We start from the raw sequence: 21,079 nt of genomic DNA on the forward strand, positions 1-21,079 counted from the left end.
ATGAACCGTAAGTTATTAGGTTTAGTGCCTTTTTTGATATTTATTTTTCTTTGTGTGTTTCTATATCAAGGACTATTCGGTAATCCAAGAGAACTTCAGACAGGCCGTTTAGGGCATACTATGCCTGAGTTTTCATTACCCGATCTAATGGATAGTGATAAAATCTGGACGGCCGACTCGCTCAAGGGTGAAGTCTACTTAATGAACGTATGGGGCACTTGGTGCCCAACGTGTATCGCTGAGCTGGGTTATTTAACTGAGCTTAGAGAGCGCGGAGTGAAAATAATTGGTCTGTATTACGAGCAGGCTTATGACCCAGATTTTGGCGACCAGTTTGATATCAATGCACTAAGACAAGATGTCAATAATATGCTGAGTCGTGCAGGTAACCCATACCAGTTTAATATTCTCGACTTGGAGCGTACATTAGCGCTGGATTTAGGGGTTTCAGGCGCGCCAGAGACTTTTTTGGTAGATAAGCAAGGTAAGATTTTGTTGCATCATACTGGCGATATCAATGAACGCGTGTGGCGCACTAAGTTTGCGGCAATCTATCAGGAGTTAACGCAATGAAATATGTAATTGTTTTGCTTTTAATGATGATTACCGCAGCAGCACAAGCAACGGAAGACAAATATAACTTCGCTACAGCGGAACGTGAGCAGACTTTCCGAGAGCTGACACATGAGCTACGTTGCCCGAAATGCCAGAACCAAAACATTGCAGATTCAGATGCTGTCGTTGCCAAAGATCTGCGTGATAAAGTCATTGCATTGGTTAATGAAGGTCAGTCTAAGCAAGAGGTTATTGATTATATGATCGACCGCTATGGCTATTTCGTTCATTATCAACCACCTGTTACGCCTGCAACAATCGTGCTTTGGGTACTGCCAGTGGCAATCATTATTTTAGGCTTCGGCTTTATTGTATTTCGTCAAAAACGTGCTGCGAAAAAGCAAGATTGGAATGCAGCGGACGAACAAAAGCTGGCTGAGCTCATTAACCAATATCAACGTCAGGAGCGTGAGCAGTGAGCGAATTCTCGACAGATTTAACCCAAATGTGGTTTTTGTTTCTTCTGCTGGGCATATTTGCCGGTCTCTTTGTGGTTTTTCCGTTTATAAAAAAGGAAAAACGTATCACGGTTGATCACGACGCAAATGCCGAGCGTATCGATATTTATCATCAGCGTTTGGAAGAGTTAGCAGAAGAGCTTGCTAATCAGCGTATCGAAAAAGACAGTTATAATGAATCTTTGATTGAGTTAAAGCGTCGCTTATTGAATGAGTTATCGCCTGAACAATCATTGACGAGTCGCGGAGACAACCGTGTATTGGCGTTGACGGGTATTGCCTTTATGGTGCTAGTAACCGGGGTTTTTTACTACTACACGGGGAACCATAGGCAAATAGCGAGTTGGAATGAAGCCATTGAAAAGTTACCTGAGTATGGTGAGCGCGCAGTAATGCAAACGGGTGAGCCGCTGAGCGCTAATGAATTACAAGCATTTGCACTGGGACTAAGAACCAAACTAGCAACTGCTGGCGATGATGCAGTGGCATGGATGTTACTTGGTCGTGTTGCAATGTCACTCAATGATTTTGAGATGGCAATGCAGGCTTTTGATAAAGCCCTTGTGATGCAGCCTAATAACAATAATGTCTTAGTGAACTATAGCCAAGTGTTATTGATAGAGGGTTCAGAGCCTAGTATGAATCGCGCGGCAAAAATGTTATCAAAAGTGCTTAAGAATGATCCGACTAATGTTGATGCGATAAGTTTGTTAGCGCTAATTGCTTATGAACGCCAAGATTGGAAAGAATCGAAAGCCGCATTTGAAGTCTTGTTGTCGCAATTGGCTCAAGACGATCCGCGTTATGAAATGATCGCAGGACGGATTGCGGAAATCGACCAACAGCTAGGTCAATATTCTGAAGAGACTGTGGCTGCTAACGCCAGTATTGTCGCTACGGTAACTATTTCAGCAGAGCTACAGAACAATATTCCTAAAAACAGTACATTGTTCGTTTTTGCAAAAGCTGCTGAAGGACCCGCAATGCCATTGGCGGTAGCTAAAATTACAAACTTTAACTTGCCAATGACAGTAAATCTAGATGATAGTATGGCAATGATGCCTGAATTAACCTTGTCGAAATTTTCTCAAATTACGGTCACTGCTCGTATTTCTAATGATGGTTCAGTAATGCCTTCAGATGGAGAACTTGAGGGTGTTTCAAGCGTAATTGAGCTTCAACAGGGCGAAAATCAGCTCACTGTCGAGATTAGTCGTGTCTTAACAAATACAGGGAATTAAATGCTTAAAGCCGTGCTTACGGGCTTACTTGCGCTGACCATTGTCGGTTGTGCGCAAGTACCCGAAGAGAAAAAGGATCCACGAGATCCATTTCAATCACTTAACCGCCCACTCTATGATTTCAACATGGATGTGCTGGATGCCTATATTTTACGCCCTGTTGCTAAAGGGTATGTTGCGGTGACTCCCGCTCCGGTACGCAGTAGTGTTGTTAATTTCACCACCAATATCGCCGCGCCAACCGATGCGGTAAACGCGGCGCTGCAGGGCAAGCCTGACCATATGGCAATCAATGTTGCTCGCTTCTTAGTCAACTCTACCGTTGGTATTTTTGGTCTATTTGATGTCGCGAAAACCCTAGGTCTTGAGCTAAAAGATGAAGACTTTGGCCAAACTTTGGGGGTATGGGGCGTTGGTGATGGTGCGTATATTATGATCCCTGGTATGGGGCCGACAACAGCGAGGAATTTAACGGGTGATGTGGTCGATAACTTTGTGTTACCAGAAATCGCACTCACAACGCCTCAGACTGTATTAGTATTTGCACTTCGCGCAGTTGAGGCAAGAGCGGCTTTGATGTCACAGGAAAAGCTGCTAAATGAGTCGCTTGATCCGTACACTTTTTTAAAGGATGTCTATTATCAACGTCAGTTGTATGAGCTATTCGATGGTAATCCGCCAATAGAAGAAGAGCCTGATGATTTTGATGAGAACTTTTTAGAGAACTTGTAAAAATAAGGTCGGCAATCGCCGACCTTTTGGTTATCTTAGTATACGGTTAAAAGCGCCAGTTGAGATTTGCCCAGAGTGTTCGTCCAGGTTCATTGACTCGGTCAATTTGGTCAAAGCCACTTACCGCGGCGCCGGAACGGCTTAAATGCTCGGCATAGGTTTTATCGAGCACATTGTCTACACCAGCGCTGAGCTGTATTGCATCGCTATATTGATAATTGGTATTGAGTGAAAGCGTGCCAAAGCCTGCCGTAGCAGCGATATCCTGCCCCGCAATATTCCCTTGCCCAATCGCAACTCTGTGCTGGTGTCGTACTAATCGTAGCAATCCGCCTAATTGCCACTTATCACTTAATTGGTAATTACTTGCAATACGTAGTTGTAGAGGCGGTTGCTGAGCTAATGCGAGATTGTCAGTAAGGTTGTTACCCTTTACGTAGTTGATACTACCGGTGAGTTGTAGCGCTTTGCTCGCTTGCCACATCACTTCCCCTTCAAAGCCGAAGGTTTCTGCGTCAATATTTCTGGTCACTTTTGACATCATATTCATCTTTTTAAACATATTGTCTATCAGTAAATAGTCGTCAATTTGGTTATAGAACACCGAGAAATTGAAGTTAACGTCTGTGAACTGCTTTATCAATCCTGCATCTAATTGCATGGTCTTTTCGGTATCGACATTAAAGGCGGAAATAGATGTTTCACTTCCTCGACTGCCACCAACCACTTCCCAATAATCGGGAAAGCGCTCTGTAACGCCGAAGCCGACAAAATAGCTGCTGTTTTCAGTTTGCGCTTGATAACGGCTAAATCCGCTTAATAACGTATCGTCTCTTGTTTGTAGGGCGGTTGGATTTGGTTTCATTGACATCATTGCGTTTAACATGGTGCGATGATCTTCACTTTGCCAATCATCAATGCGCAAACCGCTAACCCATTGGCTGGAGCGACTCAATTGATATTCGAACTCGGCAAATACACCGAGTTGTCTAAATTCAGCATCTATTTGGCGAGGCATCGTTTCTACTGGGTTGTTGATTTGATCTCGGCTGACTCGATTACGGTGCTCGTTTGCTTGATAATCGACACCGTAGACAAAAGTATGCTGGGTATTGATCTCTGAAGTTAATGTGAGATTCGCGCCATATGTTTTACGGTCAGGATTGGAGGAGGTTGGGGCTTTCATCATCATGTTAGCAACAAAAGGACGCAAGCTATGATTGTCCATTATATGGTCAACATAATTATAATAAGCGTTAAACTTTAATTCTTCAATCAGTGATGAAAAGGAAGATAGCTTGATATTCAGGCCAATATTTTCACGGTCAAAGAGACTGCCATCCATCATACGATCTGCATAGGCAACTTCTCCATCACTGACTCCGTAAGTGATGGAGTAGAAGGCGTCATCGGTAGGAGTGTAGGCAAACTCGGTGTCTATATTCCAGCGCTCATATGCGGAATGAACTTCGGTGCCATTGCCATCTTCATAATCATCGGCATCACTGTAATTTGCGGCGATACGGGCGTAGCCGTGTTCATTACCAGCTTTGATATCACTATTAATACTATGGCGACCTTGGCTTGAAAGCACTGCATTGGTGAAGCCGATTATTTCAGACTTAGCAAGACGTTCATTCTCACGCTCAAACACGACAGTCGCAGCGCTGTTGCCGGGACCATATAGCACAGTTTGTGGGCCTTTGATGACCTTTAAGGTGTCATAGGATTGTGGCGTGATATACGCCGTTGGTGGATCCATGCGGCTACCACAACCACCAAGCGTTTGACCATTATTGGCGATGATGGCAATTCTTGAGCCAGCCATACCACGGAAAACAGGGTCTGCGCTTGCCCCCCCTTTTTTAATTAATGAGAATCCAGCAATAGAAGAAAGTAAGTCTGCACCATCTTGTGCGGGTAGAGGTTGGCGTACTGCTTTCGCATCCGTTGTAAGCGTGATTGGTGTTTGCATCGGTGCGATAACAACGATTTTTTCAATTTCATCAGCATGCGTTATGGATGATAAGGAAGCAATAGCAAGAGAGAGTAGAGTGCGTTTCATATGTTCACTTTGACGTTGTTTTAGTGAACTTATTTTATCGCTATCAGGCGCTTAGCGGGATGCGACAGATTGTCGCATCCTTTAATAGGTTACTCTATCGCTTTTATTTGAGTGTCACTCCAAACTTGTGACTTTTGATATAACTCTGCGATATTTTGACTGCTTAGGCCAAGAGATTTTGACATGGTTTCAACGCTGCCCCAGTCACCTTTTTCCATCGATTCTGCAAGATCCAGATAGATACCAAAAGCGCTTGGCTTTTTCAGGAGAGTTGATTTTATTTCTTGAGATAAGGGTAATTTCGTCAATAAGTTTGCCATATCGTCATCAAGAATGGCGTCCATTAGTGACATCATGCCAACCAAAAATGTGCTTCCGGTATCGGAGATCTTCTTGGCTTTGGTTGCTACAGCTTCCATAAAATGTGCGCGCAATAAGGACAGTGAAAGCAGCTCCTTGGGTTTTTCAGTATTGAGCTGTGAAGCAAATAATAATGAGATCAGGCGCTTAAGCTCATCATTGCCGAGTACAACCAAGGCTTGTTTAATTGTCGATATCTCTGCTCTGCGCTTAAACACGGCACTATTGGCATATCGGAGTAGTTTATAACTAAGGTTTACATCCCGTTCAAAAACCTGAGTGATCCTAGCAAGATCAGGCTCAACGCTTGATGTTTCGTAAAGTAACTCTGCCATGGCCAATTCAGAAGGCGCCAGTGATTTGGTTTTGACCATTTCGGGTTTGGCAAAAAAGAAGCCTTGGAAATATTTGAAACCAAGCGACTTGGCAAGCTCAAACTGCTCGTAACTTTCTACTTTTTCTGCTACTAAATCAATTTGAGGAAAATCCTGTATTGCGGCCTTAATAATATTGATCTGTTCAAGATTTGAGGCCAAAAAATCGACCTTTATTTGGTCAATATAGGGAAAAAAATGACGCCACACATTTTGATGCTGATAATCGTCAAGTGCGAGCGTATAGCCTTGCTCTTTTAACTCTTTAACACAAGCTAAGAGTCGTTTTCCCGGTTGTACCGTTTCTAATATTTCTACTACTACTTGTTCTGGCGCTAGCATTTGTACATAGCCTTTTGCCAGTGTCTCTAGAGTGAAGTTAATGTAAGCAGGGTGTTGGTTCGTTAGGTCATCTAGACCAAAGGTAAATTGACTTCCTTCCACCAAACGACTCGTTGCTTCATCGCCGTCAATCTCGGGAAACACATTATTTAAGCTATCACGAAATAAAAGTTCGTAGCCAATCAACTCCCTTTGCACATTAAAAATTGGCTGACGAGCTGCATAAAAATACATAGATACTACCATCCGAACAAAATGCTATTGGCTTTAATATAAGGTAAAAGCGCAGTTAGGTCACGTTGGGAAATTGAGTGTACTTAATATAGGTAATTATCAATCGCATAGCGAGTAATAACTAACCTGTTCACTGAGTTAAAAATAAAATACAGTTTTGGTCAACGGTCTCAGGTGGTTGGGTGTATGGTTTGTGCGTGTTATAGTGAAGTCTTTATGTTTTTGGCTTTTATTCAAAGTGAGTTAGAAATCGAATAATTAAGTGATAGAAAAAGCTCACATTTGGAGAAGAGCCCAACGAACAATTAGGAGGCTAATTTGGAGATAGGTACGATAATCTCTCTCGCACTGTATTTTATTGCGATGTTGGGAATTGGGTTATACGCATATAAAAAGTCGACCAGTGATGTGTCAGGCTACATGTTGGGCGGTCGTAGCTTACCACCAAGTGTAGCGGCACTTTCAGCTGGTGCATCCGACATGAGTGGTTGGATCTTGATGGGTCTACCTGGCGCCATGTTCTTGTATGGTTTTAGCAGTACATGGATTGCAATTGGCCTTGTGATCGGTGCTTGGCTTAACTATTTATTGGTTGCACCACGCCTACGTGTTTACACTGAGTATGCAAATGATGCGATCACCATTCCTGACTATTTTGCAAATCGTTTCGAAGATAAAGGAAACGCGTTAAGAATAGTGTCGGCATTAGTGATCATTGTTTTCTTCACGCTATATACCTCTTCTGGTGTTGTTGCTGGTGGTAAACTATTTGAGAGCTCTTTTGGCCTAAGTTATGAGAGCGGCTTATATATCACAACTAGTGTTGTTGTACTTTATACTCTATTTGGTGGCTTTTTAGCAGTAAGTCTGACTGATTTTGTCCAAGGCTGCATTATGTTTATCGCTTTGATTCTAGTGCCTTTAGTTACCTTCTCACTGCTCGATAATCCGCTATCTCAAACACTAAATGAGTTAAATCCAACGATGTTAACTTGGGTTGGCTCGGCGGGTGCAATTGGCATTATTTCAGCCATGTCCTGGGGCCTTGGCTACTTTGGTCAACCTCACATTATTGTGCGCTTTATGTCAGTCCGTAGTGTGAAAGACATGCCAACGGCACGACGCATAGGTATGAGCTGGATGATAGTTGCTGCGCTTGGTGCTGTGGGTACTGGTTTGTTTGGTGCCGCTTATGCTCATGAATATGGGATTGTTGTGGATGATTCCGAAACCATTTTCTTGATTTTATCTCAGCTGTTGTTCCACCCACTAATTGCGGGATTCTTACTTGCAGCTATTCTTGCAGCAATTATGAGTACCATTTCTTCACAGCTGTTGGTGAGTTCGAGCTCGTTAACGGAAGATTTTTATAAGATTTTCTTGAATAAGCACGCTTCGGATAAAGAGCTGGTGCTTGTTGGCCGTACTAGCGTGTTAGTTGTAGCGCTTGCTGCAATTTACCTTGCGTATGACAGAGATAGCTCGATTCTAGATCTTGTAAGTAATGCTTGGGCTGGTTTTGGTGCGGCATTTGGCCCACTGGTGCTGATAAGTTTATTCTGGTCTCGCATGAACTTTGCTGGAGCACTTGCTGGTATGGTATCTGGTGCGGTGACTGTGTTGGTATGGATCTATGGTCCATTTACCTATAATGGTGAGCCGCTTAGCGCGACATTATATGAAATTGTTCCTGGATTCATTGTTGCGACAATCGCTATCTTTGTTGTTAGCTTGATGACTAAAGCGCCGAGTAAAGAGATCACGACCCTATTTGATAAAGTAGAAAAAGCGCTTGATTAAAGTCAGTTGAAGCGAATAAAAAACGGAGCGACAAGCTCCGTTTTTTATTCCAAATATATACAGCTCAACTTGCTACGTTAAGCCTGTCCTTTTAAGTGATTAATCACAACCTCGTGGTGATCTTTGGTTTTAAACTTATTGAACACATGCTTGATGGTACCGTCTTGACCAACTAAGAAAGATAGGCGATGAATACCATCATATTCTTTACCCATAAATTTCTTTAGTCCCCATACACCGAACTCGTCAGCAATAGCGTGGTCTTCATCCGAAAGTAAGTCAAAATTCAGCTCTTTTTTGTTTTCAAAGTTCTTTAACTTTTTCACAGGATCTGGACTAATGCCGACGGCAATCGTGTTTAAGTCAGCCAGTTCGGCTTTGTGGTCACGCAGATTTTCAGCTTGTACAGTACACCCTGGAGTCGACGCTTTGGGATAAAAATAGACTAACACTTGGTGAGACTTTAGCAGGGTAGCAAGCTCTACAGTCTCGTCATTTTGATTTTGCAGTGAAAATAGTGGCGCTTTATCACCAGCTTTTAAAGTATTCATAGTAAATCCTTAGCGAATGCGTCTAAATATATAGTCTACGTTTAAGGAGTGAGAAAGATCTTCGAACTGAACTTTAAAGTTGTCAATATCCACATCCACAGGGATATTAAACTCAAGCTCGCAGCGCATGTGTAGTTCGTCATCTTGTTCAAAGGTATCGGACTTCAGTGAACAAATATTCACTCCTTGAGCTGCGAAATAGCGCGTTACTTTACTTAACGTACCAGGAGTATCTAGTCCTTCATATTCCAAAGTATAACCTGCACTGTACTCGCCTTGTTGATGGCTTGCGGTGCGTTTCATCATAGTTAAGAGTCCAAGCTCCATCCCTTTGGCAGGTAAGGTGTGCTCGACACGACTAATAGACGCCATATCACCGGCAAGTAGCATGATAAAGGTAAATTCATTTCCCAATATCGCAATTCTACTGTCAATAATATTACAATTGCAGTCACTTACAAGCTGTGTCAATTCGCCAACAATACCAGATCTGTCTTCTCCAATGGCGGTTAAGACAAGTTGATGGTTTGCATGCATGGTCATTTTGGAACCTCTGATTTCACGTAATGCGCCCAAGGTTAATAATTAACGCGAAATACTACCATATCTGAGTTTTAGCGCTAGCGCGTTGTAATAAAAAATAGAATTGTGCCTGCAAGGCATGGTTGCTTGTTTTTCTAATGTATGACAAGTAACATAGGGCAAAATTTTGGCTATGAAATACATGTTCCCAATATATTTGGTGGAATATTCGATGTCATAGCACTAACAATTCAGAGATTGTCAATTTTTGGCAACTTTGTGTGAACCAATTCGGCAATCCTAAATCATAACTTTGATTCGAATAACAATAGGGTTTGCTAAGGAGTAAATGAGTGCAGTATTGGATCCCAAAATCACTGGTTCTTGGAATTGCCGTGAGCCTAAGCGGCTGTAGTATTTTCACAAATGATGCACATCATGAAAGAAATTATCGTGCAAATGCTCCGGTGAAAGCCCCTGAAGGCTTGGCTCAACCTTACCGAGATCCTGAGTTTGCAATGCCAGTTGGTCAATATGAAAACACGGCCGAGCCTATAAGCTACCGTGCACCGCAGCAAGTTTTGACAGTTGCGCAAGGCAGTTGGGTCGAGCAGGGTGAAGACGTCGCAAGGATCTTTTTTGATAAGAATGACGGTATAGAAGATTTACCGGCATTTATTTGGCGCGCTGTGGATGGCGTTGTAGCAATGCACAACGCAGGGCTTGAAAGTGATAACAAAGCACAAGGGACAGTGACGACAACTTGGTATTCTCTGATCAAACCAAAAGAAGGCTGGTTTTGGGAAGAAAGTGTAGAGCCATCCAAGCAAAAGTTTAAATTTACCTTGGAGCAAAAAGAGCACCAGCGCACCGCATCACTTCGTGCGGAGTTGGTCGATTATCAAGGTGATGACGAGTTAACTGCGCTTCTAAAGAACCATTTAGAAGTACGAGCACTTAATGAAGTTGTAACCGAGTTTGACTATCAATATCGTCTACTACAAGTTGAAATGCGTAAGCGCCAAGGGGTACTGGCACTTGAACTTGGTTTTGACAAAAATGGTGATTCGGCGCTATTGACTGAAAAAGGTCAAGAAGCGGTGCTTGATCGTTTCTCTAACTTCCTCGAAAGAAGTAACTTTACGGTTGTCCGTGTTGATAGGGAAAAGCAGGAAGTCTTGGTACGTTACGAAGCGCCTGAAAGCAGCGTTTGGGACTCTATCTGGGGTGATGAAGCAGTTGTATTGCCAATAGACAATGGTGATTACACGATAAAGATCGCGCAAGCGCAGGATACGCGTACGTCAATTACTTGGAGGGATAGCGAAGGTAACGTACTTGATGCAAACACTATGAATAATCTGCATCAAGCCTTAATCACTTTGCTTAGGCAAAAAGGTCTAACGATTTAATAAATATAATAATTTAAAAACGAAAAGAGCTTCGGCTCTTTTCTTTGTTTTTGTGGAAGTAAAAAATGACTGAGAGCACTATGACACCACGCTCCACTTTACAAACGTGGTTTGCGTTTATCGTACCGTCATTGATTGGTATTTTTTTGTTTATGACGCCGGTGGCGGTTGGGGAGGCAATGACTATCCCGATTGCAGTGATGGCAAAATGGTTGCAAGCGCAACTAGCCCATTTTATGAAAGATATGATCGTTGCAATAGTATGTATTACAGGGATCATGAGTCTGGTGGTTAAACTTCTAAGACCCCAAGCGCTATTAAAAATAACCATAATAAAACACCTGTTCGATGTAAGCTGGATTTGGTTAATAACCCGACTAGTTGGTATGGTGTTTATTGTGCTTACCTTCAATGGTGTTGGTCCAGAAGCGATCCATTCGGAAAATACAGGGGCGTTAGTGCTCAATGACCTTTTGCCCGTGCTATTTTGTGTATTCATTTTAGCCGGACTATTGCTGCCACTCTTGCTTAACTTTGGCTTGCTTGAGATGGTTGGTACGCTTTTGACTAAAGTGATGCGACCATTATTCGGCGTGCCCGGACGTAGTGCCGTAAACTGTGTTGCATCTTGGCTTGGTGATGGTAGCGTCGGTATTCTGATGACCGCTCGCCAATACGAAGATAAGCATTACACACAACGAGAAGCAGCGATCATTGGTACTACATTCTCTGCGGTTTCCATCACCTTTTGTTTAGTCGTTATTGGTCAAGTCAAACTGGAACACTTGTTTGCACCATTTTATTTGACCGTATGTGCAGCTGGTTTTGTTGCAGCGATTATCGTGCCGCGCTTACCACCGCTCAGATTTAAAAAAGATATTTATGTTGATGGTAGCGATCATAATGAAGATTCGGAAGCAGTGCCTAAAGGGAAGGGGTTGTTGAGTCACTCTCTAGATATAGCACTTACTAAGGCAAAAACAGCACCAAGTATTAAAGGAACGGTAAAAGAAGGCTTATATAACGCATTGGATATGGTTTTTGCTGTATTACCAGTAGTAATGGCTGTTGGTACATTTGCGTTGATCATTGCTGAGCATACGCCAGTATTTCAATATTTAGGTACGCCTTTCGTTCCTTACCTCGAGTTACTCAATGTGGCAGAGGCAGAAAAGGCGGCCCAGACAATCGTTGTTGGCTTTGCGGATATGTTTATTCCGTCAATTCTTGCCGCAGGCTCCATTGAAAGCGATACCACTCGATTTATCGTCGCTGCCATGAGCGTAACTCAGCTTATCTATATGTCAGAAGTGGGTGCGTTACTGTTGGGCAGTAAAATTCCGGTGAACTTATGGGAGCTATTCTTAATCTTCATTTTAAGAACGCTTGTGACTTTGCCTGTCATTGTCTTCATGGCTAAGTGGCTGGTTGGTTGATCCTATTAGAGATGAGCAATTTATGCTGATTGCTCATCTCTAGCTTCATTTGGGTTATGACACGAAATAACCTGAACATGAGGCATCATAACCTGTTGATATCTTTTTTCACTTGATAACCCTCGTCCGTTACAATTTGTTCCAAAGTAGCAACTCTAGATTTTAACGCGTTTATTTCCGATTGCAGCTGTTCTCGTTCTTCTTTACTGTGAGAATCCATTTTTTTAAATTCTAAGCGGCGTTTATAAATCTCACTGATTATTCCGCTACCAACACAGATAAGCACAATGAGAAAAACCATCGTAGTGCCAGACATAATGCATTTACTCCTTTGTTGTTAATAAGTGATACCAAGATAAGTTTATTGTAGTGTAGACAAGTGACAATAAAAAATGGCACCACGATTTATCATCATGATGCCATTTAGTGTTTTATAAAGTGAACTGACAATTGTCAGTTAACACTCAATAATATTTACTGCCAATCCACCGCGCGCGGTTTCTTTATACTTGGTTTTCATGTCGTTACCAGTATCAAGCATCGTTTTAATCACTTTATCTAGTGACACTTTTTGATCGCCCGTACCGCGCAAAGCAAGACGAGATGCGTTAATGGCTTTAATAGAACCCATTGCATTACGCTCAATACACGGAACTTGCACAAGCCCACCGACAGGGTCGCAGGTTAGGCCCAGATTATGCTCCATGCCAATCTCGGCGGCGTTTTCAACGTGTACGACGTTACCACCCATGATTTCGGTTAGAGCACCAGCAGCCATTGAACATGCAACTCCTACTTCACCTTGGCATCCAACTTCAGCACCAGAAATAGAAGCATTCTTCTTATATAAGATCCCAATTGCCGCAGCAGTAAGAAGGTAACGTGTGGCAATCTCTATATCCACTTCTTTGATAAAAGTGTGATAGTACATTAACACCGCTGGAAGAATACCGGCTGCGCCATTAGTTGGTGCGGTCACTACGCGGCCGCCTGCTGCATTTTCTTCGTTAACTGCTAGTGCAAACAAATCCACCCAATCCATTGCGCGTAGCGGATCTTGGTGCGTTTCTACACTGAGTTTTAAATACAGGCTAGGTGCACGACGACGAACCTTTAAACCGCCCGGTAAAATACCTTCGGTTTTCATACCACGTTCAATACAAGCTTTCATCACCTGCCAGATATGGAATAGCGTATCTTTGATTTCAGATTCTTTACGTAGCGTTTTCTCGTTGGCCATCATTAACGAAGACACACTGAGCCCAGACTCTTTACACATTTCCAGTAGCTCGGCGGCTGAATTGAATGGGTAAGGTGCGGGGTTTTCTGTTCTGATATCTAGCGCTGCTTGCTTTTCAGCTTCAAAATTCTGGTCGGTAACGATAAAGCCGCCACCAATCGAGTAGTAAATTTGGCTATGAGCAAGCTCTTCGCCTTTGTATGCTTTAATTTCCATTGCATTGGAGTGCTTAGGCAGCGTTTTTCGACGGTGAAAAACAATCGCGCCTTGCTTAGGAAATTTTACTTTATGTTGCTTGTCGAGATAGATAACCTGTTCATTTTCTATGGTTTCTAAGATCTCTGGTACCAGATCTGCATCTATGGTCTCAGGGTCGTAACCCGCAAGTCCCAAAATAACAGCTTTGCCAGAGCCGTGGCCAATTCCTGTTTGGCCTAAAGAACCGAACAGTTCCACTTTCACCGAAGTGATATCATCAACGATGCCTTGTGCCTGAAGGTCTTGTACGAATAACCTAGAAGCACGCATTGGTCCCACTGTATGAGAGGAAGAAGGGCCAATACCGATACTAAACATATCGAATGCACTGATCATAAATTTTACTCACATTGCCTTTAAAACGGACGCCATCATAACGTGTCTAATTAGGGAAGTAACCCATAATCGGCAAAAGTATATGCCAGTTTTGCAGTAAGCATGATAGAAAGGTCTCTAATCTGCAAGGTGGAGGTGGATTTTAAAAAAAGGTCTTACCAGTTAAGGGCTAAAATAGGGCGGTGAACTGTTTGACGATTTTTGCCGTTGCGCCCCACAGTAAACCGTGCGCTGTCATAAACCCGTCGAGTGAAACGGGTTTGCCTTTATTGGTAAAACGGAAGGTTCGCCAATTCTTGGCCGTGCTTAATTGGTTTAATGGCACTGTAAAGGTTTGTTGCACTTCGTCGCTTTGATTTACCCAAGTCGCATCTTGTTGTACAGAAGCTACAACGGGAGTGATTTGGTAACCGGTGAGTGTTTGCATAAACGGTAATATGCCCAGAACTTGAGACTCAGAGATTGTCAGGCCTATCTCTTCTTCGGTCTCGCGCAGTGCAGTGTTGATGATATTACTATCTTGTTGTTCGACTTTGCCGCCAGGAAAGCAAATTTGACTTGGATGGCTTGGTAATTCGCTGCTGCGTTTGCAAAACAACAGGTGGGCACTAGCATTTACATCAACAATAGGAATAAGCACCGCACTTTGCTTGAGAGGATGCAGCGTGGTTGGTGTTTGCGCCATGATGGGGGCTAACATAAATTGCGATATAACCTGATCAATCTTCATTCAATACCGGGAGAATTTTATTCACTTTGTGGTAAGTCTCTTCAAACTCTAACTGAACTTGAGAGTCTTTGACTATACCACCACCTGCCCAGCAATGTATCCTATTTTGATGACAAACTAGGGTTCTGATAGTGATAGAGGTATCCATATTACCACAGGCGCTAAGGTAGCCGATTGAGCCACAGTAAACGCTTCGTCTGTGAGGCTCTAGTTCTTCGATGATTTCCATGGCGCGGATCTTAGGGGCACCTGTTATAGAGCCACCGGGGAAGGCGGCTTCGAGTTGATCAACAGCGCATTTACCCTCGGCTAGTTTAGACGTTACTGTGCTGACTAGATGGTGGACCGCAGGAAAACTCTCGATTGCAAAGAGTGATGGAACCGCAACAGAACCCGGCTTGGCCACTTTACCTAAGTCGTTACGTAGTAGGTCAACTATCATGACGTTCTCGGCTCGGTCTTTGCTGCTGTTTCTCAGTTTTTCAGCTTGCGCTTTGTCGGCGTCAGTATTTGGTAACCTTGGCAAGGTGCCTTTAATCGGTTTAGTTTCTACAATGTTGTCTTTAACTTGAATAAAGCGCTCCGGCGACACCGAAACTATAGCACTGTCTCCCAAGTTAAAAAATGCAGAGAAAGGCGCTTGGTTGTGGTTTCGAAGCTTTTTATACGCGAGCCACGGAGCTCCCTCAAAGTGAGCAGTGAAGCGCTGTGCTAGATTTATTTGATAACAGTCGCCACTTAACAAATAAGATTGAATGCGCTCAAAGTTTTGCTCGTATTTTGCTCTAGTCATGTTTGACTGCCACTGTGATGTCAGTCTAAATGGCTCGAACGCTGAGGTGTCTTCGAGCCGCTGCAAATACATTTCCAACCTCTGTGTATCAGGTTGAGACACATAAAACCAAGCTTTGACTACTTTGTCATAAATTAGCGCGTCTGGATACAAGCCAACACAGGCGTCGGGAAGCTTAATATCATGTTCCGCACAATGTGATATGTGTTCAATATAACGGCCAAGATCATAGCCAAAATAACCAAGCCAACCGCCATTAAAAGGTAAATCATGGGGAGCACTGCAATTACTAAACTGGGCAAGCTTATCTTTCATCACAGTGAAAATAGATTCAATCTGCAGCTTGCCGTCTAAAAATACATTTCCGTCTTTAGCTTCAAGTAAATTAATTGGTGCAATCGCAATGATATCGTAGCGGCTATTGATGTGATCAGAATCGCTGGAATCTAACAGGATAGCCTGAGATTCGTTTGCAAAGTGTTCAAATAATTCTAGTGCATTATGCCTAATGTCTAATTTTGTACAGTTTATTCGCTCGTTTATCATTTACTTGACCTGCAAAGCTAGCCCCAAACGGGCGGGGAGGTTATCATAGTTACCTGCTATTCCATAGTTTAAGGTATTGAAATTGACTTTCTGATGCTGAATAACAACAATTGCCAGCAAAAGTTTCAATACCAAAAAAATACCGTCGAAAATTGAGGAACCGTCATGAGTACAATCCGTCAGCAAGACTTTATTGATAGCATTGAAGATGCGCTTCAATATATCTCATTTTACCACCCACTTGATTTTGTCCAAGCATTAGAAAAAGCCTACGAAAAAGAAGAAAGTAAGGCTGCGAAAGATGCAATTGCACAGATCTTAATTAACTCACGCATGTCAGCAGAAGGTAAGCGTCCGCTGTGTCAAGATACGGGTATAGTAACCTGCTTCGTTAAAGTCGGTATGGACGTTAAGTGGGATAAAACTGACTTGACGGTACAACAAATGGTAGATGAGGGAACTCGTCGTGCCTACATGAACCCAGATAATCCGCTACGTGCATCAATCGTTGCTGATCCGGCAGGTAGCCGTAAAAACACTAAAGACAATACGCCTTCGGTAGTACACATTGACTTAGTACCTGGTGCTGAGGTTGAAGTGATGATTGCAGCGAAGGGTGGCGGCTCTGAAAACAAAACAAAAATGGTGATGCTAAATCCATCAGATGATGTTGCAGAATGGGTAGAAAAAACATTACCGACAATGGGCGCAGGTTGGTGTCCTCCGGGTATGCTAGGTATAGGTATCGGTGGCACAGCGGAAAAAGCGGCTGTGTTGGCAAAAGAGTCTTTAATGGATCCGGTTGATATCCATGAGTTGATGGAACGTGGTGCCGAAACCGCAGAAGAAAAACTGCGTCTAGAAATTTTTGAACGTGCAAACAAGCTTGGTATTGGGGCACAAGGTCTTGGTGGTTTAACAACCGTTGTTGATGTAAAAATCAAAACGGCACCAACACACGCAGCGTCTAAGCCTGTGGTGATGATCCCTAACTGTGCCGCTACACGTCACGTACATTTCACATTAGATGGTTCTGGCCCTGCAGATCTAAAAGCGCCAAAGCTTGAAGATTGGCCAGAAGTGACTTGGGAAGTGGGTGAAGATACGCGTCGTGTCAATCTAGATACTTTGACCAAAGCAGATATCCAAGAATGGAAAATGGGTGAAACTGTGCTGCTTTCAGGCAAAATATTAACTGGTCGAGATGCAGCGCATAAGCGTTTACAAGAAATGATGAATTCTGGGCAAGGTTTGCCAGATGGTGTCGATTTCACTAATAAGTTTATCTATTACGTGGGTCCGGTGGATGCTGTGGGCGATGAAGTAGTGGGTCCAGCAGGTCCTACCACATCTACACGTATGGATAAGTTTACTGATTTGATGCTAGAGAAAACCGGTCTTATCGGTATGATCGGTAAAGCCGAGCGCGGTCCAGCAACCGTCGAGTCAATCAAACAAAATAAAGCTGTTTATCTTATGGCTGTTGGTGGTGCTGCATACCTGGTGGCTAAAGCTATTAAGAAATCGCGTGTTGTGGCATTTGAAGACTTAGGTATGGAAGCTATCTACGAATTTGAAGTAGAAGACATGCCGGTGACGGTAGCCGTTGACAGCAACGGTGAGAATGCGCATACCCAAGGCCCTGCAATTTGGAAAGCACGAATTGAAGAGCTAGATAGCAAACTTAGCTAATCAAGTCGCATTGATGGAAAATGTATAGGTACTTTCCATTTCTACATTTGGCTCCGTTGTTAAATTAACGATCTGGAGTATTATTGAGGAGGCTATTAGCCTCCTTTTTTGTACTGATATGTTTACACCACTAATTTACCTTCCGTTTACGTAAACAGTAACTTCGAAAAAATTAAATAAGTTAAATTGAAATTCTCTTATTTTGTTTTTATATGGCTAGTTATTTCTTTATCTTTCCTGCATGTGAATTGAATATTCATATTTATTTTGAATTAGGTTTATATCATCTCAATTTGTGGAATGGTGCTAGAGTTAGTGATAGAGTCTTGCCAATTTCAGCGCTATTTGCCCTTAGTGTGGTACTGAACGCAAAGTCACACGTAAGAGCTTACCCGTATGGGATAGATAATTTTTGGAGAAGAAGAAAGTGGCTGTATTTAACCAAGTTGAATTTGATAACCATGAGCAAGTCGTATTTTGTTCTGATGAAGCATCGGGTCTTAAAGCGATCATCGCAGTGCATAACACTAAGCTAGGTCCTGCAGTAGGTGGCTGTCGCCTATGGAATTACGCCTCCGACGAAGACGCAGTATATGATGTACTGCGTTTATCTAAAGGAATGACTTACAAGAATGCGGTTGCACGGTTGCCATTTGGTGGTGGCAAATCTGTGATCATTGGCGACGCAAAGACAATTAAGTCAGAAGCATTGTTTAGAGCATTTGGTAAGCAGCTAGAGCGTTTAGGTGGCAGTTACTACTCAGCAGAAGATGTAAACATCACAACAGGTGATGTGATGGTAATGCACAAAGAAACAAACTACGTAATGGGCCTTGAAGGTAAAAGTGGTAATCCCTCTCCGTTTACTGCGTTAGGTACATTCCTTGGAATTAAGGCAGCGTACCAGCACAAATATGGTCACCAAGACTTGGCTGGTATCAAAGTTGCCGTACAAGGACTTGGTGCAGTAGCTTACACTCTATGTAAACACCTTCATAACGCGGGTGCTGAGCTATTTGTTACTGATATCAACGAAGAGTCAGTACAAAGAGTGGTCAATGACTTTAATGCTACCGCTGTAGGCATCGACGAAATTTATGATTTAGATGTTGATGTGTATGCGCCGTGTGCACTAGGTGCTACAGTAAACGACGATACTATTCCACGTATTAAAGCGACGATTATTGCAGGATGTGCAAACAATCAGCTGGCAGAGTCTCGTCATGGTGAGATCATTCGTGAAAAAGGCATTTTGTATGCACCAGACTATGTCATTAATGCTGGTGGAATCATCAATGTTTACTATGAAACAAAACCTGAAGGTTATGATGAAGCTGCAGCGACAAAACACGTTGAAGGTATCTATGATACGCTGACCGAAATCTTTAAGCGCTCTGAAGATGAGAAAGTTTCAACACATATAATTGCTGACAAATTAGCACAAGAGATTATTGAAAACGGTCTATAATAACAGCGCCGTTTAATTACCAGAGAGGGGCAAATGCCCCTTTTTTTGTATGAAAAAGAAAATATCGCTAGATACTTGGCCTCGCCAAGAGCACTTCTCCTTCTTCAATGATTTTGCCCAACCTTATTTCACCGTTACCGTCAGCTTGCAAATGGAAAGGGTGTACGAAATGAGCAAACGTAATACAGTTCCATTTTCGCTTAGTTGTCTATACGCACTACAGCTGGCATTACAAAGCTATACCCCTATTCGTTACCGTATAGAGGCAGGAGAGGTGGTTGAATATGATGCTGTAGAAATTAGCAGTGTTTTTCTGCGAGGGGATGAAACCTTTAGATTTGTAAGGCTTTCACCTGAAAGTGATTTCAACCGTTTTATTAGCGCCAATATTCATAGCAAAGCCGAACAACTAAATGGACCGCTTATCAGTGAGCAATTCTTGATGGAAAGTCAGGTGCCAAATTGTGTTCATGTATCTATACTTCCATGGTTATCTTTTTCCAGTTTTGGTCATGCGAGACACAGTAGAGATGACTTCGGCATACCAAAATTTGTGTTCGGAAAATACAATAAAGCCGATGGTACGATGCCATTTTGTATTGAAGTCCATCATGCGCTAATGGACGGGCTACATGTCGCTGAGTTCGTAAAGATTCTTCAGGAAAAAATAGATCAAGCTATTTGGGATAGATAAACAAATTTTGCGTTAGTTGGCAGAAAGTGAAATAATTTGCGCGCTACGCAATAAAGAAAACCCTTCTATATGTTTGTTTTTAATGTTTATTCATTATTTTTATTTGGAATATCTATTCAGTTTATTGGAATAAATTTGATGTAAAATATTGTAAATAGCGTATGCAAAAGGTTGGTTTTACGAGGGTTGTGTATCTTTTGCTGTGTTTTTGATGTTAATTTTTTGTTTTGTATATAATTATTACTTATTTATTGACAAAAAATGTTTTCACAGTGAAGTTGACACATCGTGTTGCATTTAGCATTATTGGACAGTTGATATCTGTCGAATGATATCAGGGTTGCTCTTAGTACGCTAAGAGCGCGAAAATTATAAAAGTAACATTACTTAATTGGTTGGGAACTATGTCTGTTAAAATCAGAAAGAGCCTTGTAGCTACGGCGCTTTTAGGCGCGACAGCTTTTGCAAGCAGCAATGTGATTGCAGATCCTTTGAATGACATACAAAAAGTAGGTCAGCAAACTCAAACGGCTGCTAAAAAGTCTCAAGAAAAGATTGACAACCTATATGGTCAGTCTCAAGAAATGATCGCGGAATACCGCGGCATTATCGACGAAACAGAACTGCTAAAAGTGTATAACGACCACGTTGCACGCCTTGTAGCAGACCAGAATGCTGGTATCGAGTCTTTTGATCGTCAAATTGGTACTATTGATAAGACAAAACAGGACGTTGTGCCTTTGATGTATCGCATGATCGATACGCTTGAGCAATTCATCAAAGCGGACGTTCCGTTTAATCAGGAAACGCGTCTAGAACGTGTTGAAAGACTTCGTAGCATCATGACGAATTCGTCAGTGACTACATCTGAGAAGTTCCGTCAAGTGCTTGAAGCTTATACGCTTGAAACTGGTTACAGTACAACAATGGTAGCGAGCCAAGGTTCACTTGAACAAAATGGTAAAAATATCAATGTTGACTTCGCACGTCTTGGCCGCATCGCATATGTTGCTCAGTCGTTCGACCAAAAACACGCTTGGGTGTGGAACAACGACACTAAGCAGTGGGATCAACTGGGTGAAGAGTATCTTAAGCCAGTTAAGAGCATGATCCGTATTGCACGTAAGCAAGCGGCTCCTGAACTTGTAAACCTACCTATCTTTGGCGCGGAGTAATTAAT

General features: G+C 42.5%; 19 protein-coding genes. 11 read left to right on the forward strand and 8 right to left on the reverse strand.

The window, feature by feature from the left end:
- From CWC29_RS04925 to CWC29_RS04940, 4 genes are read left to right on the forward strand one after another with little or no spacing between them, the layout of a single operon-like run.
- Complete coding sequence (locus CWC29_RS04925; protein WP_128727855.1) at nt 1-573, forward strand: redoxin family protein; 573 nt, start codon at nt 1-3, stop codon at nt 571-573.
- The gene (locus CWC29_RS04930) at nt 570-1,034 is read left to right on the forward strand and encodes a cytochrome c-type biogenesis protein (protein WP_128727854.1); all 465 of its coding nucleotides are present in this window, start codon (nt 570-572) and stop codon (nt 1,032-1,034) included. Before CWC29_RS04925 ends, CWC29_RS04930 begins: the two co-directional genes overlap by 4 nt.
- Before the next feature lie 26 nt (nt 1,035-1,060).
- Nucleotides 1,061-2,314: a c-type cytochrome biogenesis protein CcmI gene (gene ccmI / locus CWC29_RS04935; protein ID WP_209319096.1), complete on the forward strand. Its 1,254-nt coding sequence runs from the start codon at nt 1,061-1,063 to the stop codon at nt 2,312-2,314.
- Nucleotides 2,315-3,046, forward strand: a complete 732-nt coding sequence (locus CWC29_RS04940) for an MlaA family lipoprotein (RefSeq protein WP_010369071.1) — start codon at nt 2,315-2,317, stop codon at nt 3,044-3,046. It abuts the gene before it with no gap.
- A 46-nt stretch (nt 3,047-3,092) separates the two neighbouring features.
- On the opposite strand, the gene CWC29_RS04945 is transcribed toward CWC29_RS04940, so the two are convergent.
- Both CWC29_RS04945 and CWC29_RS04950 read right to left on the reverse strand, forming a co-directional pair.
- A complete protein-coding gene (locus tag CWC29_RS04945) occupies nt 3,093-5,111 on the reverse strand; it encodes a TonB-dependent copper receptor (RefSeq protein ID WP_138521962.1) in 2,019 nt (672 codons plus the stop codon).
- Between the two features lie 89 nt (nt 5,112-5,200).
- Nucleotides 5,201-6,421: an EAL and HDOD domain-containing protein gene (locus tag CWC29_RS04950; protein WP_128727851.1), complete on the reverse strand. Its 1,221-nt coding sequence runs from the start codon at nt 6,419-6,421 to the stop codon at nt 5,201-5,203.
- A gap of 318 nt (nt 6,422-6,739) precedes the next feature.
- On the opposite strand from CWC29_RS04950, the gene putP reads away from it, so the two are divergent.
- Nucleotides 6,740-8,221 carry a sodium/proline symporter PutP gene (gene putP / locus CWC29_RS04955; RefSeq protein ID WP_138521964.1) on the forward strand — a complete coding sequence of 494 codons (1,482 nt, stop codon included), beginning with the start codon at nt 6,740-6,742 and terminating at the stop codon, nt 8,219-8,221.
- Nucleotides 8,222-8,298: 77 nt separating this feature from the next.
- On the opposite strand, the gene bcp is transcribed toward putP, so the two are convergent.
- Together bcp and CWC29_RS04965 are read right to left on the reverse strand one after the other, a co-directional pair.
- A complete protein-coding gene (gene bcp / locus CWC29_RS04960; RefSeq protein ID WP_138521966.1) occupies nt 8,299-8,772 on the reverse strand; it encodes a thioredoxin-dependent thiol peroxidase in 474 nt (157 codons plus the stop codon).
- A 9-nt stretch (nt 8,773-8,781) separates the two neighbouring features.
- Nucleotides 8,782-9,315: a glycine cleavage system protein R gene (locus CWC29_RS04965; protein ID WP_128727848.1), complete on the reverse strand. Its 534-nt coding sequence runs from the start codon at nt 9,313-9,315 to the stop codon at nt 8,782-8,784.
- Between the two features lie 332 nt (nt 9,316-9,647).
- Between CWC29_RS04965 and bamC the strand changes: the two genes are divergently transcribed.
- A complete protein-coding gene (gene bamC / locus CWC29_RS04970; protein ID WP_128727847.1) occupies nt 9,648-10,706 on the forward strand; it encodes an outer membrane protein assembly factor BamC in 1,059 nt (352 codons plus the stop codon).
- A gap of 65 nt (nt 10,707-10,771) precedes the next feature.
- Complete coding sequence (locus tag CWC29_RS04975) at nt 10,772-12,142, forward strand: YjiH family protein (RefSeq protein ID WP_128727846.1); 1,371 nt, start codon at nt 10,772-10,774, stop codon at nt 12,140-12,142.
- A gap of 85 nt (nt 12,143-12,227) precedes the next feature.
- Here the strand turns inward: CWC29_RS04975 and CWC29_RS04980 are convergent, their stop codons facing one another.
- The 4 genes from CWC29_RS04980 to pabB form a co-directional block, all read right to left on the reverse strand.
- The gene (locus CWC29_RS04980; protein ID WP_138521968.1) at nt 12,228-12,458 is read right to left on the reverse strand and encodes a hypothetical protein; all 231 of its coding nucleotides are present in this window, start codon (nt 12,456-12,458) and stop codon (nt 12,228-12,230) included.
- 141 nt (nt 12,459-12,599) lie between these two features.
- Nucleotides 12,600-13,976 (reverse strand): L-serine ammonia-lyase, encoded by a 1,377-nt coding sequence (locus tag CWC29_RS04985; protein WP_128727844.1) that lies wholly within the window; start codon nt 13,974-13,976, stop codon nt 12,600-12,602.
- A 169-nt stretch (nt 13,977-14,145) separates the two neighbouring features.
- Complete coding sequence (locus tag CWC29_RS04990) at nt 14,146-14,706, reverse strand: CoA pyrophosphatase (RefSeq protein ID WP_128727843.1); 561 nt, start codon at nt 14,704-14,706, stop codon at nt 14,146-14,148.
- Nucleotides 14,696-16,045 (reverse strand): aminodeoxychorismate synthase component I, encoded by a 1,350-nt coding sequence (gene pabB / locus CWC29_RS04995; RefSeq protein WP_138521970.1) that lies wholly within the window; start codon nt 16,043-16,045, stop codon nt 14,696-14,698. The genes CWC29_RS04990 and pabB overlap by 11 nt, the downstream gene beginning before the upstream one ends.
- A gap of 165 nt (nt 16,046-16,210) precedes the next feature.
- On the opposite strand from pabB, the gene CWC29_RS05000 reads away from it, so the two are divergent.
- The 4 genes from CWC29_RS05000 (at nt 16,211) to CWC29_RS05015 (ending at nt 21,074) form a co-directional block, all read left to right on the forward strand.
- On the forward strand, nt 16,211-17,737 hold the full coding sequence (locus CWC29_RS05000) for a fumarate hydratase (RefSeq protein ID WP_128727841.1): 1,527 nt from the start codon (nt 16,211-16,213) through the stop codon (nt 17,735-17,737).
- Between the two features lie 427 nt (nt 17,738-18,164).
- Nucleotides 18,165-19,205: a Leu/Phe/Val dehydrogenase gene (locus tag CWC29_RS05005; protein WP_128727840.1), complete on the forward strand. Its 1,041-nt coding sequence runs from the start codon at nt 18,165-18,167 to the stop codon at nt 19,203-19,205.
- A 49-nt stretch (nt 19,206-19,254) separates the two neighbouring features.
- The gene (locus tag CWC29_RS05010; protein ID WP_128727839.1) at nt 19,255-19,899 is read left to right on the forward strand and encodes a CatA-like O-acetyltransferase; all 645 of its coding nucleotides are present in this window, start codon (nt 19,255-19,257) and stop codon (nt 19,897-19,899) included.
- Nucleotides 19,900-20,303: 404 nt separating this feature from the next.
- Nucleotides 20,304-21,074, forward strand: coding sequence for a DUF3450 domain-containing protein (locus CWC29_RS05015; RefSeq protein WP_128727838.1), 771 nt, complete (start codon nt 20,304-20,306; stop codon nt 21,072-21,074).
- Nucleotides 21,075-21,079: the final 5 nt, after the last annotated feature.

This window comes from Pseudoalteromonas galatheae, from assembly GCF_005886105.2.
Lineage (GTDB): Bacteria > Pseudomonadota > Gammaproteobacteria > Enterobacterales > Alteromonadaceae > Pseudoalteromonas > Pseudoalteromonas galatheae.